Origin of the sequence: Pseudonocardia sp. ICBG162, assembly GCF_020496225.1 — a bacterium.
Lineage (GTDB): Bacteria > Actinomycetota > Actinomycetes > Mycobacteriales > Pseudonocardiaceae > Pseudonocardia > Pseudonocardia alni.
In genome coordinates this window covers 769,253-784,629 of the sequence record NZ_JAHLJD010000013.1, presented here as the reverse complement: position 1 = coordinate 784,629, position 15,377 = coordinate 769,253, and the positions used below count along the sequence as shown (strand labels likewise).

The window sequence follows — 15,377 nt, the reverse complement described above, 5'->3', positions numbered from 1 at the left end:
ACCCCCACCACGAGGAGACAGGCAACGATGCCCGGAGGCGCCCCGTGATACTCACCGACGACGACCGCAGGATGCTCGACGGGGCCGAGGGGCCCGCCGTCGCCGCCGCGATGGACCTGCTCACCCGCTACGCCGAGGCACTGGACGCCGAGCGGCTCTGCTCGGTCCGCAACGTGGCCGGAACCGCCACCCAGCCCTCCCCGCTCAAGGCCCGCCTGGTCGCCGAGGGCGGCTGGGACCGCGCCTTCTCGGTGATCAACCTCGACAGCGACGAGACCCACGAGATCCCGCCGATGGCGGTGCCCACCTGCCAGCTCCAGCAGGGCTTCGGCGCCGACGCGGCCGCCGTCGCGCCCTACCCGGCCGAGTTCGTCGAGCTGCAGGCCGACGCCGAGACCTTCTACGGCCGACGCGGCGTCTCCATCCTCGCCACCTGCACGCCGTACCAGGTCGGGAACCTCCCGGTCCGCGGCGAGCACTGCGCCTGGATGGAGTCCTCCGCGGTCGTCTACGCCAACTCGGTGCTCGGGGCCCGCACGAACTGCGAGGGCACCGCGTCGACCGGCGCGGCCGGCCTCACCGGGCGCGTCCCGTGCTGGGGCAACCACCACGACGAACACCGGCGCGGCACCCACCTGGTCCGGGTCGACACCCCGGTCGGCGGGTTCCTCGACTGGGGCCTGCTCGGCTACTTCACCGGCGACGTCGTGCAGGAGGCACGCCCGGTCGTCACCGGCGACCTCGCCCTGCCCGACCTCACCGACCTCAAGCACTTCGGCGCCGCGGCCGCCTCCTCCGGCGGGGTCGAGATGTACCACGTCCCCGGGGTCACCCCGGAGGCGCCGACCGTCGAGGCCGCGTTCGGCGGCGGCGTCCCGGCCGACGCGGTCGTCTACGGCGCCGCCGAGCGGGCCGCCACCTACGCCCGGCTCAACGACCAGGGCACCAGTACGGACGTCGACTTCGTCCTGCTCGGCTGCCCGCACGCCTCGCTCGACCAGATCCGCGACGTCGCCCGGCTCCTCGACGGCCGCAGGCTGCACGACGGCACCTCGCTGTGGATCATGGCGCCGCGGGCGCTGGCCGCGGTCGCCGAGCGCAGCGGCTACACCGCCACCATCGAGGCCGCCGGCGCGAAGGTCCTCACCGACTCCTGCCCGGCGATGTCCCGCCTGGCCCCGCCCGGGACCCGGGTCTTCGCCACCGACTCCGCCAAGCAGGCCCACTACCTGCCCGCGATCCTCGGGATCGAGGCGTGGTTCGGCACCACCGAGGACTGCGTGCGGGCCGCGGTCACCGGCCGCTGGTCGGGTGAGCTGCGATGACCGCGACGGTCGGGACCGTCCTGCGCGGACGGACCGTGGTGCCCGGCGTGGTCACCGGCGAGGCGCTGGTGTCGCCCGAGACGATCTCCGGCTGGGGCGGCATCGACCCGGCGACCGGCACGATCGTCGAGGCCCGGCACGCCCTGCAGGGCGTCTGCTTCACCGGGAAGATCCTCGTGTTCCCCGGCGCCAAGGGGTCCTCGGGCTGGTCGGCGTTCTTCCAGAGCACCCGGCTGCTCGGCACCGCCCCGCTCGGGATGGTCTTCACGGTCACCACGACGAAGGCCGCGCTCGGCGCCGTCGTCACCCGCGTCCCCGCACTGGCCGACCTCGACGCCGACCCGGTGCAGGTGCTGCGCACCGGTGACCGCATCCGGCTCGACGCCACCGCGGGCACCGTCGAGCTCCTCGCGCGGGCGGGCGAGCACCGGGCGGGGGAGGGGACGTGAGGCTCGCCGTGCTGCCCGCCGACGAGCTCGCCCCCGGCGAGCACCGCGTGGTGCGGGTCGGCACCCGCTCGATCGGCGTCTTCCGGGTCGGCGACGACTACTACGCCCTCGCCGACCACTGCCCGCACCAGGGCGGCCCGCTGTGCCGCGGCTCCGTCGCCGGGGCCCCGGTGGCGACCGGTCCCTCGGACGTGCGGCTCGACGAGGGCCACGTGCTCGTCGCCTGCCCCTGGCACGGCTGGGAGTACGACGTGCGCACCGGCCGCTCCTACCAGCCCGGCGACGCGCCCGCCCGCAGCCTCCCGGCGTCGGTCGAGCCGGGCCCGCCGGGCATGACACCCGGCCCGTACACCGCCGAGACCTTCGAGGTGACCGTCGAGGACCGCTGGGTGGTCGTCGACACCGGCCGTCGCCCCGCGACCGAGGAGACGTCATGACCACCATCGACTCCACCGCGGCCACCACCCGGGCCCCGGCCCGGCGTCGCGCCCGGACCCCGATCGTCGACGCCGACATCCACCCGGTAGTCACCGCCGACCGGCTCGCGGCCGCGCTGCCCGAGCCCTGGCGGCGACGGTTCCTGCGCTTCGGGCTGCGCGGCGCGCCGCCGCCCGCGGTCTACCCCCGGGTCCGGCACGGCGGCATGCGCCGCGACTCCCACCCCGAGGCCGGCCCGCCCGGCAGCGCCGTCCGGCCCCCGGGCAGTGACCTGGACCTGATGCGCAGCCAGCTGCTCGACCCCTACGACGTCGTCGCCGGGGTGCTCATCCCGATGCAGGGCCACACCGCGGGCGCCGAGGAGCCCGCGTTCGCGGCCGCGCTGTGCCGTGCGTACAACGACGTGCTGGTCACCGACTGGCTCGACCCCGAGCCGCGGCTGCGGGCCAGCATCTGCATCCCGCACGAGTCGCCGGCCGAGGCCGTCGCCGAGATCGAGCGCCGGGCCGCGGACCCGCGGTTCGTGCAGGTCCTGTTCCCCAGCGGTACGTTCCTGCCCTGGTCGGACGCCAAGTACCGGCCGATCTACGCCGCGGCCGCCGCGCACGGGCTGCCGGTGGCGATCCACCTCGGCGGCACCGAGGGCCACCGCGGCGACGGCTGGCCGTCGTTCTACCTGGAGCAGCACGCGTGGTACGGCAACGCCGTGGCCGTCGCGCTGACCGGGCTGGTCGCCGGCGGCGTCCTCGAGGCGGTGCCGGACCTGCAGTTCGTGCTCGTCGAGGGCGGGGTGTCCTGGCTGCCGTCGCTGCTCTGGGGGCTCGACGACGCCTGGGAGCTGTGCCGCGACGACGTCCCGTGGCTGACCCGCCCGCCGTCGGAGATCGTGCGCGAGCGGGTGTGGTTCACCACCCAGCCGATCGACGAGCCGCCGGTGCCCGCACACCTGGCGACGACCTGGGAGCAGACCGGGATGACCGACCGGATCATGTTCTCCTCCGACTACCCGCACTGGGACTTCGACGACCCGATCACCGCGCTGCGGGTGCTGCCCGCGGCGCTGCGCCGGCCGATGGCGGCCGCCAACGCCGCCCGCCTCTACGGCCTGACCCTGCCCGGGAGCGACGCATGAGCGCCGATCAGCCCGAGGAGTTCTTCGACGCCGACACCCACGTCGCGCCGGCCTCGTTCGCCGACCTCGCGGGGCTGCTGAGCCCGTACTGGCGCGACTACGCGGCGGGCGCCGCCCTGCGCGCCGACCCCGTCCAGGGGGGTGCCTACCCGCCCGCGATGGTCGACGGGCTCGCCCCGCACGACGTCGCGGCCCTGCGTGCCGCGGTCCTCGACGCGCCCGCACCCGGGGGCGACCGGATCGGTACGGCGGTCCTGACCTGCACCACCGCGTTCGACGTCAGCCGCAACCACGCCTTCGAGGCCGCCCTGTGCCGGGCGGTGAACACCTGGACCGCGCAGCGGTTCCTCGACCACGAGCCCCGCGCCCGCGGCTCGGTCGCGGTGCCGCTCGGCGACCCGGCCGCGGCCGTCGCCGAGATCGAGCACTGGGCGGACGACCCGCGCTTCGTGCAGGTGCTGCTCCCGGTGCGCGGGCACGACCTGCGCTGGGGCCACCCGGTGTTCCGGCCGGTCCTCGCCACGGCCGCCGCGGCCGGGCTGGTCGTCACCCTGCACGCCTGGGGCCGGGTCGGCAGCGCCCCGACCACGACCGGGTTCACCCACACCTACCTGCAGGACTACCTGTCCCACGGGCAGGTCGCCCAGTCCCAGCTGGTGTCGCTGGTCGCCGAGGGTGCCCTCGGCGCGCTGCCGGGGCTGCGGGTGACCGTCGCCGAGTGCGGCTCGTCCTGGCTGCCGCCGCTGCTGTGGCGGCTGGACAAGGAGTGGCGCGGCATCCGCCGCGAGGTGCCGTGGGTGGACCGGATGCCGTCGCAGTACGTCCGCGAGCAGGTCCGGTTCACCACCGCGCCGGTCCACCTGCCGCGCGACCCCGGGGAGCTGCGCGACGCCCTGGACGTCCTGGGAGCCCCGGAGCTGCTGCTGTACTCCGGCGACCACCCGCACCGCCACGGCGACGGCGCGGCCCGACTCCTCGCCACCCTCGACCCCGCCGCCCGCGCCGCGGTCACCCACCACAACGCCGCCGCGTGGTACCGCGGCAGCCACACCGTCGGCGCATCGGCACCGTCGCCCGCGTCGGCCCAGCACGCACCGGAGGTCCCCCGATGACCCGCACGACGACCCGGCTCGCCGCGGTCCTGCTCGCCGCCTGCCTCGTCCTCGCCGGATGCGGCGCGGGCGGCGGCCAGGACGGCCGCGACCGGATCACCTTCCTCAACATCCTCCCGATGGAGTCGCTCGGCTACGCCGCCGAGATGATCGCCGACACCAAGGGCTTCTTCGCCGCCCACGGTCTCGACGTGACCTTCGAGGCCACCCAGGGCTCGGCGCCGGCCATCCAGACCCTGCTCGCCGGGTCCGCGGAGATCTCCCGGATCGGCGACATCGAGACGATGGTCGCCGCGGGCGAGCGCGGCGCACCGCTGGTCGCGATCGGCGGTGTGGTGCACAACGGGCCGCTGCGCCTGGTCTCCTCGCAGCGGGCGCCGGTCACCGACGCCGCGCAGCTGCGCGGCAAGCTGGTCGGGACGCCGTCGGAGGGCGGCACCAGCTCGATCACCCTCGACCTCGTCGCCGGGTCGGCCGGGATCGCCCCCGCCGAGCTGCGCCGCCAGGTCGTCGGGCTCAGCCCCGGCGTGTTCGACCTGGTGAACACCGGCCGCGTCGACGCGTTCATCGTCTCGCTCGACACCGCGATGCTGCTGCAGGCGACCCGGCCCGAGGCCGTCGTCTACGACCCCAACGACGCCATCTCGGCCGGGTCGCAGATCTACGCCACCTCGAAGGCCACCGCCACCGACCCGCAGGAGCAGGACAAGCTGCGCCGCTACCTCGCGGCGATCGCCGACGCCACCGCGTTCATCACCGCCGACGAGGCGAACGGCTTCGCCGAGACGATGCAGCTCATCGGCTCGAAGTACCAGGTCTCGGCGCTGGACCGGCCCGAGGTCGCCCGCGCCGCGCTCGCCGCCTACGTCGACGGCTACGCCGCGGGCCAGGGCCCGACCGGCATCTCCCCGCAGCGCTGGCAGGCCACCTACGACGAGGTGTCCTCGGTCGGTCAGGTCCCCGCCGGTCTGGACCCGGCGCAGTGGCTCGACGCCGGCCTCAACGGCACGGAGGGCGCCCGATGAGCACCCCGACGACACGACGGTCCTCGGCACCGGAGCAGGAGACGAGCATGACCCAGGAGACAGCGACCCAGGCGACGGCGACCCGTCCCGGGGCGCACGCGGCCCCGACCGGAGGCGCGGTCGGCCTGCGGGTGTCCGGTGTGGACAAGGTGTACCCGACCCGGCGGGGGGAGGTGCGCGCACTGTCCGGGATCGACCTGGACGTCGCCCGCGGCGAGTTCGTCTCGCTGGTCGGGCGCTCGGGCTGCGGCAAGACGACGCTGCTGCGGATCCTGTCCGGCCTGCTCGCCCCGTCCGCGGGACTGGTCGAGGCGGGCGGACGGCCCGCGTGGGCCGCCGGCCGTCGTGACGACGCGGTCTTCGCCGAGTTCGGCCTGGTGTTCCAGGAGGCGAACCTGTTCCCGTGGTTCACGATCACCGACAACGTCGCGCTGCCGCTCAAGCTGCGGGGGGTGCCGCGTGCCGAGCGCCGCGCCCGGGCCGCCGAGCTGTGCGCCACCGTCGGGCTCGGCGGGTTCGAGGACTCCTACCCGCGGGAGCTCTCCGGCGGCATGCGCCAGCGGGCCGCGATCGCCCGCGCCCTGGCCTGCGACCCGTCGGTGCTGCTGATGGACGAGCCGTTCGGCGCGCTGGACGCCCTGACCCGCGACCGGATGAACCTGGAGCTGCAGCAGATCCACGCGGTCTCCGGCGCCACCGTCGTGTTCGTCACCCACTCGATCCCCGAGGCGGTGTTCCTGGCCGACCGGGTCGTGCTGCTGACCCCGCGCCCGGGACGCATCCGGTCGATCACCACGATCGACCTGCCCCGGCCGCGGTCCGCCGCGACCGAGACGACACCGGAGTTCGGCGCGCTGGTCGCCGGGCTGCGCACCGAGCTGGACCGGGAGGACTGAACCGATGACCACGACCGAACGGCCCGCTCCGGCGACCGACCCCGCCACCCCCGTCACCGACCCCGGCGGCCCCGAGAAGGAGTCGCCCTGGCTGCGGCGCCTGCCGTGGATCTCCGGGCCGGTGCTCCTGCTGCTGCTCGTGGGGGCCTGGCAGTTCACCGTCTCGGTGGTCGGGGTCTCGGAGTTCATCCTGCCCGCACCGGCCGCCGTCGTCGGCGCGCTGGGGGAGCTGCTGGCCGACCCGGCGATCTGGGGCCACATCGGCGTGACGCTGCTGGAGGTCCTCGTCGGGTTCGGCGCCGCGCTCGTCGCCGGTGTCTGCGTCGGCGCGCTGCTCGGGCGGATCGAATGGCTGCGCCGCGCGGTGCAGCCCGCCCTGGTCGCGCTGCAGGTCGTGCCCAAGGTGGCGTTCGTGCCGATCTTCGTCATCTGGTTCGGCTTCGGCCCCACCTCGAAGATCATCATGGCCGGGCTGCTCGCGTTCTTCCCGATCATGCTCAACGTGATGCTGGGGGTGCGCTCGGTCGAGCGCGGGCACCGCGACGTCATGACCGGGCTGGGCGCCTCGCGCTGGGCGACGTTCCGGAACCTGGAGCTGCCCGCGACCCTGCCCTACGTGTTCGCCGGCGCCGAGGTCGCGATCGTGTTCTCGGTGATCGGCGCGATCGTCGGTGAGTACCTCGGCGGCAGCGCCGGGCTCGGCTACCTGGTGGTGTCGAGCCTCAACGCCCTCGACGCGCCACGCCTGTTCGCGGTGATCGTGCTGCTCGCGGTGCTGGGGTCACTGCTCTACCTGATGGTGACCACCGCGAAACGCCTGGTCATCCCGTGGCACGAGTCGGTGAACACCGGGGTCTGAGCCGCAGCGCCCGCACTCCGCCGGGGTCACGCCCCGGCGGCGTCGCGGGCCCAGCCGGTCAGCACCGGCACGACGACGTCGAGCGCCCCCGGCTCGCGCGCCCACCCGAAGTGCGGGCGCGCCGCGGGCACGTCGAGGTGGTGGCGGCGCAGGGTCGCCGCGCCGAACATGTCCAGCAGCGCGTCGACCGAGGCGGGCGGGGCGAGCCCGTCGCGCTCGAACCCGATCCCGAGGACCGGCAGGTGCACCGCGGCGATCGACGGGGTGTGGTCGATCCGCGGCGTGCCGAACGCGAGCCGCCCGGTGCGGGCCCACCGGCCCCAGTCGCGCATCTGCCCGCGGGCCTCCCGCCCGGCGAAGCCGACCCGGTCGCCCGGGAAGTGCCCGATCAGCATCGCCGCGGCCACGACGGCCTGGGTCCGCAGCAGGTGCGCGGGCCCCCAGACCCGCCAGTCGACGCTGCCCGACCCGACCAGGGCGACACCGTCGACGCGGTCGGGGTGCCGCGCGGCGTGGGCCGCGGCGAGGTGCCCGCCGAGGCTGTGCCCGACGACGAACACCGGCGCGCAGGGCCGCTCGGTGTGCACCGCCTCGACGGCGGCGGCGAGGTCGCCGACGAGGTCGTCGTAGCCGAAGTCGTTGCGGCGCCCGGGCGGGGGAGCGGGGCGGGCCTGGTGCCCGCGCAGCTCGGTGACCGCGGCGGCGACGCCGGCGTCGGCCAGCGCCCTCAGCAGCGGGGTGTAGAACGACGCCCGCATCCCCATCGCGGGCACGACCAGCAGCACGGGTGCACCGGGGTCGGGCACCGGGTGCAGGGTCAGCTCCAGCGGTGCCGGGGCCGGGCGGTCCAGGACGGTGGTGACGGGCACGCCGGTGATCCTCTCCCGGCCGCCCGCCGGGTCAGGCCGGGGCCCCCGCCAGGGCGCGCAGGCCGGCGTCGAACACGGCCATGGCCTCGTCCACCAGCTGGGTCAGCGACGGCGAGCGCGGGTCCGTGCCGTGGTCACCCAGCCAGTGCTGCACCGCGACGCGCAGCCCGGTCACCGCGGCGGCCGCGGCCAGGGTCGGGTAGAGGTCGCGGGCCGGGTCGGACCCGGTCCGGGCGACGACGGCGTCGGCCAGCGCCCGCTCCTGCGCGGCGAACGCGGCCATCTGGTGCGCGACGATCGTCGGGTGCTCCCGCAGCGCCCGGAGCGCCTGCACCCGGTCGAGGTAGCAGGGGTCGGTGACCACGGCACGCAGCGCGTGCCGCAGCGACTCGGCGACCGGCTCGTCGTCGGGGCGGGCGGCGAACGCGGTCAGCAGGGTGTCCGCCGACGACGCGTTGCCCGCGACGACCGCCTCCTCCTTCGAGGTGAAGTAGTTGAAGAAGGTGCGGGGCGCGACGTCGGCGGCGTCGGCGATCTGCTCGACGGTCACCGCGTCCGGGCCGTGGGCGCTGCACAGCCGCAGCGCGGCGCCGGCGAGCGCGGCCCGGGTGGCGGCCTTCTTGCGCTCGCGACGCCCGGGGGCGGCCTGCTCAGCCACGGTCGGCCCCCGTCCGCTCGCGCTCGGGCGCCTCGATGACCGAGACGAGCTCGTGCCGGCCCGGATGCCCGCCGGCGGTGCGTGTCGTGCCGTCGGCGGGTGCGCCGGCCGGCAGGTCGACGTCGAGCCGCAGCCCGTCCGCGCCGACCCTCACCCGGTGCGCGGCGGGACGTCCCTCCCAGCGGTACACGGTGGACACGATGCCGGTGGCGACGCAGATGCGGTAGTGCCCGTCGGCGTCGGCGCGGGTGCGGCCGACCTCGTCGCCGGTGCCGTCGAGGACGGTCAGCACGGCACCGCCCGCCGGGGCGCCGTCGGCCCGCACGAACCCGTGCAGCACCGGACCGGTCGGACCGGTCGGCGGGGCCGGGGTGGTGGCCGAGGCACCGGCCGCGGGGTCGGCGGGCTTCTCGATGTCGAGGGTGTCGCGCAGCGGGACCTCGCGCAGGGCCAGGATCGCCAGCAGGGCCAGGAAGGCCAGCGGCGCGGCCACCAGGAAGATCATCGAGGTGGCGTGGCCGTAGGACTCCATGACGATCGAGCGCACCGGCTCGGGCAGGTCGGCCAGGTGCGGCACCTGCCCGCCGCCGACGGCCGCCCCGCCGTCGACACCGGCGTCGGCCAGCCCGGCCGCGGTCCGGGACCCGACCACGGAGGCGAGCAGCGCGCCCAGCCCCGCGACGCCGGCCGAGCCGCCGAGCGAGCGGAAGAACGTCACCGTGGAGCTCGCGGCGCCCATGTGCCGCAGCGCGACGGTGTTCTGCACGGCGAGCACTAGGTTCTGCTGGGTGGTGCCGACGCCGATGCCGACCAGTGCCATCGCGACCGCGACCAGCCAGTACGGCGCGGTCGAGGAGATGACCGCCGCCCCGAGCGACAGGCCCGCGGTCAGCGAGACCGCGCCGCCGACGAGATAGCGCTTCCAGACGCCGGTGCGGGTGATCAGCTGGCCGGCCACGTTCGACGCGCCGAACATGCCGACGATCATCGGCAGCGTGAGCAGCCCGGCCTCGGTGGCGCTGGCGCCCCGGGCGAGCTGGAAGTACTGGGACAGGAAGATGGTGGAGCCGAACATCGCGACGCCGACGAACAGGCTCGCGACGGTGGCGAGCACGACGGTGCGGTCGCGGAACAGGAACGGCGGCACGACCGGGTCCTTGGCCCGTCGCTCGACGACGATCGCGCCCACCAGCAGCACCAGGCCGGCACCGATCAGGCCGAACGAGGTCGGCGAGGCCCAGCCGAACTGCTTGCCGGCCAGCGAGGTCCACAGCAGCAGGGCCGACACCGCGGCGGCGATGAGGGTGGCGCCCAGGTAGTCGATGCTGGGGCGCTCACCGTCGGCGCGCACGGGGGTGGGGACGTTCAGGGTGCGCTGCAGCACGAGCAGCGAGAGCGCGGCCAGCGGGACGCCGACGAAGAAGCACCAGCGCCAGCCCAGCGGCGAGTCGACGATGATGCCGCCGAGCAGCGGACCGCCGACGACGGCGATCGACATGATCCCCGAGAGGTAGCCCATGTAGCGGCCGCGCTCGCGCGGGGTGATGATCGCCGCGATCACGACCTGGGTCAGCGCCTGCAGCCCACCCATGCCGAGGCCCTGCAGCACCCGGAAGCCGATGAGCTGCCCGGTGGAGACCGCCAGCCCGCAGAGCAGCGAGCCGACCAGGAAGATCCCGATCGCGGCCTGGACCAGCAGCTTCTTGGAGTAGAGGTCGGCGAGCTTGCCCCAGATCGGGGTCGAGGCCGTCATCGCCAGCAGTGACGCCGAGACCACCCACGTGTACTCGGCCTGGGTCCCGCCGAGGTCGCCCAGGATCCGGGGCAGCGCGTTCGACACGATCGTGCTGGACAGCACGCCGACGAACAGCGCCATCAGGAGGCCGGTCAGGGGGAGCAGTACGTCGCGGCGGTGGGCCGCGGCCTCCTCGGGGGTGCGCACGGGGCGGGTAGTTGACGTCACGCAACGAGTCTGGCCCAAAGATGCAGGCTGTGCAACTTTGCCGGACGTGCGTCCGCGCACAGTCTGCACGGTTGCGCCGGCCCGTCCGCGCGACGACGCCCCGCGACCGGCGGGGGCCGGTGGCGGGGCGTCGCCTGCGCCGCGTGCGGGCCCGGACGGCCCGGCGCTCAGGCCGCGGCGGTGCCCTCCGGGTGGACGGCCAGCCTGGCCAGGCGCTTCTCGGTGGGCCAGCGGACGTTCCACGCCCAGCCGAGCCGCTCGAACAGCCGGATCGTGCCGGCCGAGATGTCGATCTCGCCGCGGCCGACGCCGTGCCGGGCCGAGGTGGGGTCGGCGTGGTGCAGGTTGTGCCAGGACTCGCCCATGCTGGGGATGGCGAGCAGCCAGACGTTGGTGGAGCGGTCCCGGGCCTTGTACGGCCGCTCACCGACGAGGTGGCAGATCGAGTTGGTCGACCACGCGACGTGGTGCGACACCGCGACCCGGACCAGCCCGGCCCAGAAGAACGCGGTGAACGCGCCCCACCAGGACCAGGTCACCAGGCCGCCGACGACGCCGGGGCCGAACACGGACAGGATCGTCAGGACGGTGAAGCCGCGGTGGACCCGGTCGATGTCGGGGTCGGCGAGCAGGTCCGGGGCGAAGCGGCGCTGGTCGGTCAGCGACCGGTCGAAGATCCAGCCCATGTGGGCGTGCCAGAAGCCGCGGACCAGCGCGGCGGGGGAGGTGCCGTAGCGCCACGGCGAGTGCGGGTCGCCCTCGGCGTCGGCGTAGGCGTGGTGACGGCGGTGGTCGGCCACCCAGTGCCGGACCGGCCCCTGCACGGCGAGGCTGCCCGCGACGGCGAGCGCGATCCTCAGGGGCCGGTTCGCGGTGAACGAGCCGTGGGTGAAGTAGCGGTGGAAACCGACGGTCACCCCCAGCATGGACACGACGTACAGGCCGAGTGCGAGGCCGGCGTCGAGCCAGGTCAGGCCCCAGCCCCACGCGAGGGGGACCGCGGCGACGAGCGCGATCGCCGGGACGATCGCGAACGCGTAGACGAACAGGTGCGGAACGGGATGCCGGAGCCGGTCGGAGAAGTCGGAGCGCGGCGCGGGCCGGGTGTCGGTCACACCCTCCGATGGTTCCGGCTCGCACCAGAACGGACAGTGGGGACAACCCCCCTCACGCACCGTGAGTGGGGACTCCTCAGGCCGTGGCGGGCTGGGCCGCCTCCCGCAGCAGCGGCTTCACGCGCTCGCCGAACTTGGTGACGCCGTCGACGAAGTCGGGCCAGGTGAGCAGCGCCCCGTCGATGCCGGTGGTCGCGGCGATCTCGTCGAGCTGGGCCGCGACCCGCTCGTAGGAACCCTTCACCACCGGCAGGGACAGGAACGCCATGTTCCCCTCCGACGCGGGACGCTCCAGCGAGGCCAGCAGCTGGGCCGAGGTGCCGTCCGGGTTGGTGTCCAGCGACGCCCCGGTGGTCATGTAGCTGATGGCCTCGAGGTCGGCGTTCTCGACGATGTGCGCGCACAGCCGGTCGGCCTCGTCGTCGGTCTCCTCGGCGATGATGCAGTACAGCGCGTAGGTGCCGACGTCGCGGCCCGCCTCGTCGCCGAGCCGGCGCACCCCGGCGGCGATGTCCCCGACCTTCGAGCGCTCGGCCATGATGAAGTTCCGGTCGCCGTGCTCGGCGGTGAACGCCTGGCCCGCCGGCGACTGGCCCGCGCAGACGATCGTCGGGGTGTGCAGCGGCTTGGGACGCATGTCGGCGTCGTCGAAGGAGAAGAACTCGCCGGAGAAGGTCGCGGTCCCCTCGCTCCACAGCGCCCGCAGCGCCCGGACGTACTCGGCGGCGTAGGCGTAGCGGCGCTCGAAGTACTCGTCGCCGGGCCACAGCCCCATCTGCGTGTACTCGGGCTTGTTCCAGCCGGTGACGATGTTGAGCCCGCAGCGCCCGCCGGAGATCTCGTCGATCGTCGCGACCATCCGGGCGGCCATGATCGGGTGGGTGGCCAGGGTGGTCACCGACGGGTAGAGCCCGATCCGCTCGGTCACCGCGGCGAGCCCGCCGAACAGGGTGAACGACTCCAGGCACTCGCCCCAGAAGTCGCTCGGCCCGCCCGACCCGCGGTGCTTCATCATCGAGAGCACGAAGTCGAGGCCCTGGCGCTCGGCCTCCTGGGTGATCGCCACGTTGTGGGCGAAGCTCGGCCGGTACTGCGGGCTGCCGGTGGACAGGATGTAGCCGTTGGTCGCGTTCGGGATGAAGACGCCGTAGTGCACTCAGACCTCCGGGGTGGACAGCTGTGTGACGGTGCTGGGCAGGTCGGCGACGTCGGCGTACTTGGCGTCGAGGTCGGCGAGGTTGCGGGTGTGGACGCCGGCGTCGCGGTCGGCGCAGGCGTCGGCGACGACGACCGGGCGGAACCCGGCGGCGAGCGCATCGGTGGCGGTGGCGCGGACGCAGCCCGACGTCGACACCCCCGTGACGACGACGGTGTCGACCCCGCGGGCCCGCAGCGTCGCGGCGAGCGAGGTCCCGGCGAAGGCGGACGCGTGCTGCTTGGCCAGCAGCGTCTCGCCCGGCGCCGGGTCGAGGACGAGCCGGCCCCAGTCCCCGGGGGCGCCCTCGGCGAAGCAGGACAGTGTGGGCACCTTCGCGGCGAAGAACCCGGCGTCGGCGAGATCGGCGGCGTAGCGCACGACGGTCCAGACGACCGGGTGCCCGCCCGCGCGGGCCGCGGCGACCACGGCGTCGCAGCCGCCGGTGACCCGCTCCGCGGTGGCGGCGTCCCCGAGGAAGAAGGGCCCGTCCGGCTCGGTGTAGGCGGCCACGAGGTCCACCACGACGACGGCCGGTGCCGCGCCCCAGCCGACCCGGCCCGAGAACGGCGCACCGTGCGGTCCCGCCCCGGCGCCGGTCACCGGCGGTCCCCGGTCATCACGGCGCGGGCGTTGGCGATGTGGCTGACCATCACCGCGGCGGCCCAGGCGCCGTCCCCGGCGCGCAGTGCGGCGACGATCTCGGCGTGGTGGGCGAGGCTGCGGGCCAGCGACGCCGCGTCGTAGGTGTGGAAGGTGCGCAGCACGACCGGTGCGTGCACCACGCCGGCCAGCGCGGAGGCGAGCGCGGGGGTGTCGGCGATCTCGAGCAGCCGGGCGTGGAACCGCCGGTTCAGGGCGACCAGGGCGTCGAGGTCCTGCCCAGGGCCGGGGCCGCCGACGGCGAGCATGCGGCCGGCGAGGTCGTCGAGCTGGTCGAGGTCGGCGGCGGTGGCGCGGGCGGCGGCCAGCGCGGTGGCCCGCGGCTCCAGCGCGGTGCGGACGCCGAAGATGTCGTCGAGGTCGGCCTCGGAGAACGTGGCGACCCGCGCACCGCGGTGCGGGTGCAGCTCGACCAGCCCCTCCGCGGCGAGCCGGGACAGCGCCTCGCGGACCGGGGTGCGCGACACCCCGAGCCGGTCGGCGAGCTCGACCTCGCCCAGGTGGGCGCCCGCGGCCAGCGCGCCGGTGAGGATCTCCTCGCGCAGCGCGGCCTGGGCGCGCTCGGAGGCGCGCCGGGGAGTCGTGTCGACCATCGTCACCTCCGGCGTCGGAATGTATGCAACCTACGAGTGCCGCCGGTCACGCACAAGGCTCCACCTGTTGTTACGTCCGGATGACGGGCAGAGTGGGCGATGCGTGTACACAATCCAGCTCGACGAAGGGACTCCGCCGTGGCCGACCTCCTCAGCCGACCCGGGAACCGCCGGGCGCGCCTGCGTGCCCTGCTCGACGCCGGCACCCCGGTGCTCGCCCCCGGCGCCTACGACGCGCTGTCCGCGCGGCTGGTCGAGCAGGCCGGGTTCGACGTCGTCTACATGACCGGGTTCGGGACGACGGCCGGGCTGCTCGGCCGGCCCGACGTCGGCCTGCTCGGGGGAGCGGAGATGGCCGCGCACGCGGGCAGGCTGGCCGACGCCGTCGACCTCCCGCTGATCGCCGACGCGGACACCGGCTACGGCAACCCGCTCAACGTCATCCGCACCGTCCGCGACTACGAACGGGCCGGGGTCGCCGCGCTGCACCTGGAGGACCAGGTCATGCCCAAGCGGTGCGGGCACCTCGCGGGCAAGCAGGTGGTGCCCGCCGCGGAGATGGCCGCGAAGGTGCGGGCCGCCGTCGACGCCCGCACCGACCCGGACCTGCTGGTGATCGCGCGGACCGACGCCGCCGCCGTCGACGGGCTGGACGCGGCGATCGACCGGGCCCGCCGGTTCGCCGACGCCGGCGCCGACCTGCTGTTCGTGGAGGCGCCGACGTCCGAGCGCGACATCGAGACCGTCGCGACCGCGCTGGCCGGGCACCGGCTGGTGTTCAACTGGGCCGAGGGCGGCCGCACCCCGCCGCTGTCGCGCGACCGGCTCGCCGAGCTCGGGTTCGCCCTGGTCCTGTTCCCGGTGGGCACCCTGCTCGCGGCGACGGCCGGGATGCGGGAGCTCCTGGAGCGGCTGCGGGCCGAGGGCACCCCGGCGTCGCTGATCGACCGGCTCGGCGGCCTCGACGCGTTCGCCGAGCTCGCCGGGATCGGGGAGGTCCGCGAGCTGGAGCAGCGCTACCGCGCGGAGGGGGAGTGAACAGTTCCCGGCCGCCTCGCGCCGCGAACGTCCCTCTACGGAAGGGT

At 75.0% G+C, this 15,377-nt stretch carries 16 protein-coding genes; 9 read left to right on the top strand and 7 right to left on the bottom strand.

What is annotated here, in order from left to right; all coding sequences use genetic code 11:
• Positions 1–44 precede the first annotated feature (44 nt).
• The 8 genes from KPL60_RS07030 to KPL60_RS06995 are packed head-to-tail and all read left to right on the top strand — an operon-like array spanning position 45 to position 7,236.
• Positions 45–1,325, top strand: coding sequence for an aconitase X catalytic domain-containing protein (locus KPL60_RS07030; protein ID WP_226365284.1), 1,281 nt, complete (start codon positions 45–47; stop codon positions 1,323–1,325).
• Entirely contained in the window at positions 1,322–1,774 is a 453-nt protein-coding gene (locus tag KPL60_RS07025) for an aconitase X swivel domain-containing protein (protein WP_226356923.1), read from the top strand. The genes KPL60_RS07030 and KPL60_RS07025 overlap by 4 nt, the downstream gene beginning before the upstream one ends.
• Complete coding sequence (locus tag KPL60_RS07020) at positions 1,771–2,211, top strand: Rieske (2Fe-2S) protein (protein WP_226356924.1); 441 nt, start codon at positions 1,771–1,773, stop codon at positions 2,209–2,211. Before KPL60_RS07025 ends, KPL60_RS07020 begins: the two co-directional genes overlap by 4 nt.
• Entirely contained in the window at positions 2,208–3,344 is a 1,137-nt protein-coding gene (locus tag KPL60_RS07015) for an amidohydrolase family protein (RefSeq protein ID WP_226365283.1), read from the top strand. Before KPL60_RS07020 ends, KPL60_RS07015 begins: the two co-directional genes overlap by 4 nt.
• The gene (locus KPL60_RS07010) at positions 3,341–4,456 is read left to right on the top strand and encodes an amidohydrolase family protein (RefSeq protein ID WP_226365282.1); all 1,116 of its coding nucleotides are present in this window, start codon (positions 3,341–3,343) and stop codon (positions 4,454–4,456) included. Before KPL60_RS07015 ends, KPL60_RS07010 begins: the two co-directional genes overlap by 4 nt.
• The gene (locus KPL60_RS07005; RefSeq protein ID WP_226356927.1) at positions 4,453–5,481 is read left to right on the top strand and encodes an ABC transporter substrate-binding protein; all 1,029 of its coding nucleotides are present in this window, start codon (positions 4,453–4,455) and stop codon (positions 5,479–5,481) included. Before KPL60_RS07010 ends, KPL60_RS07005 begins: the two co-directional genes overlap by 4 nt.
• Before the next feature lie 47 nt (positions 5,482–5,528).
• Entirely contained in the window at positions 5,529–6,377 is an 849-nt protein-coding gene (locus tag KPL60_RS07000; RefSeq protein WP_226356928.1) for an ABC transporter ATP-binding protein, read from the top strand.
• A gap of 4 nt (positions 6,378–6,381) precedes the next feature.
• Positions 6,382–7,236, top strand: coding sequence for an ABC transporter permease (locus KPL60_RS06995; RefSeq protein ID WP_083474056.1), 855 nt, complete (start codon positions 6,382–6,384; stop codon positions 7,234–7,236).
• Between the two features lie 26 nt (positions 7,237–7,262).
• Here KPL60_RS06995 and KPL60_RS06990 read toward each other — a convergent pair whose 3' ends face one another.
• The 7 genes from KPL60_RS06990 to KPL60_RS06960 form a co-directional block, all read right to left on the bottom strand.
• Complete coding sequence (locus KPL60_RS06990) at positions 7,263–8,105, bottom strand: alpha/beta fold hydrolase (RefSeq protein ID WP_226365281.1); 843 nt, start codon at positions 8,103–8,105, stop codon at positions 7,263–7,265.
• 31 nt (positions 8,106–8,136) lie between these two features.
• Positions 8,137–8,763, bottom strand: a complete 627-nt coding sequence (locus KPL60_RS06985) for a TetR/AcrR family transcriptional regulator (protein WP_226356930.1) — start codon at positions 8,761–8,763, stop codon at positions 8,137–8,139.
• Entirely contained in the window at positions 8,756–10,726 is a 1,971-nt protein-coding gene (locus KPL60_RS06980; RefSeq protein ID WP_226365280.1) for an MFS transporter, read from the bottom strand. Before KPL60_RS06980 ends, KPL60_RS06985 begins: the two co-directional genes overlap by 8 nt.
• 167 nt (positions 10,727–10,893) lie before the next feature.
• On the bottom strand, positions 10,894–11,841 hold the full coding sequence (locus tag KPL60_RS06975; RefSeq protein WP_374228608.1) for an acyl-CoA desaturase: 948 nt from the start codon (positions 11,839–11,841) through the stop codon (positions 10,894–10,896).
• 76 nt (positions 11,842–11,917) lie between these two features.
• Complete coding sequence (locus KPL60_RS06970) at positions 11,918–12,997, bottom strand: LLM class flavin-dependent oxidoreductase (RefSeq protein WP_226356932.1); 1,080 nt, start codon at positions 12,995–12,997, stop codon at positions 11,918–11,920.
• The gene (locus KPL60_RS06965; RefSeq protein WP_226365279.1) at positions 12,998–13,639 is read right to left on the bottom strand and encodes an isochorismatase family protein; all 642 of its coding nucleotides are present in this window, start codon (positions 13,637–13,639) and stop codon (positions 12,998–13,000) included.
• Positions 13,636–14,292 (bottom strand): GntR family transcriptional regulator, encoded by a 657-nt coding sequence (locus tag KPL60_RS06960; RefSeq protein ID WP_226356934.1) that lies wholly within the window; start codon positions 14,290–14,292, stop codon positions 13,636–13,638. The genes KPL60_RS06965 and KPL60_RS06960 overlap by 4 nt, the downstream gene beginning before the upstream one ends.
• 138 nt (positions 14,293–14,430) lie before the next feature.
• Here KPL60_RS06960 and KPL60_RS06955 point away from each other — a divergent pair, with 138 nt between their 5' ends.
• A complete protein-coding gene (locus KPL60_RS06955; protein WP_100877903.1) occupies positions 14,431–15,330 on the top strand; it encodes an oxaloacetate decarboxylase in 900 nt (299 codons plus the stop codon).
• Positions 15,331–15,377 lie beyond the last annotated feature (47 nt).

Coding starts and splice junctions, on each gene's coding strand:
- KPL60_RS06960 (WP_226356934.1), bottom strand. CDS start 14,292: ATGGTCGACACGACTCCCCGGCGCGCCTCCGAGCGCGCCCAGGCCGCG.
- KPL60_RS06995 (WP_083474056.1), top strand. CDS start 6,382: ATGACCACGACCGAACGGCCCGCTCCGGCGACCGACCCCGCCACCCCC.
- KPL60_RS07015 (WP_226365283.1), top strand. CDS start 2,208: ATGACCACCATCGACTCCACCGCGGCCACCACCCGGGCCCCGGCCCGG.
- KPL60_RS07005 (WP_226356927.1), top strand. CDS start 4,453: ATGACCCGCACGACGACCCGGCTCGCCGCGGTCCTGCTCGCCGCCTGC.
- KPL60_RS07025 (WP_226356923.1), top strand. CDS start 1,322: ATGACCGCGACGGTCGGGACCGTCCTGCGCGGACGGACCGTGGTGCCC.
- KPL60_RS07000 (WP_226356928.1), top strand. CDS start 5,529: ATGACCCAGGAGACAGCGACCCAGGCGACGGCGACCCGTCCCGGGGCG.
- KPL60_RS07010 (WP_226365282.1), top strand. CDS start 3,341: ATGAGCGCCGATCAGCCCGAGGAGTTCTTCGACGCCGACACCCACGTC.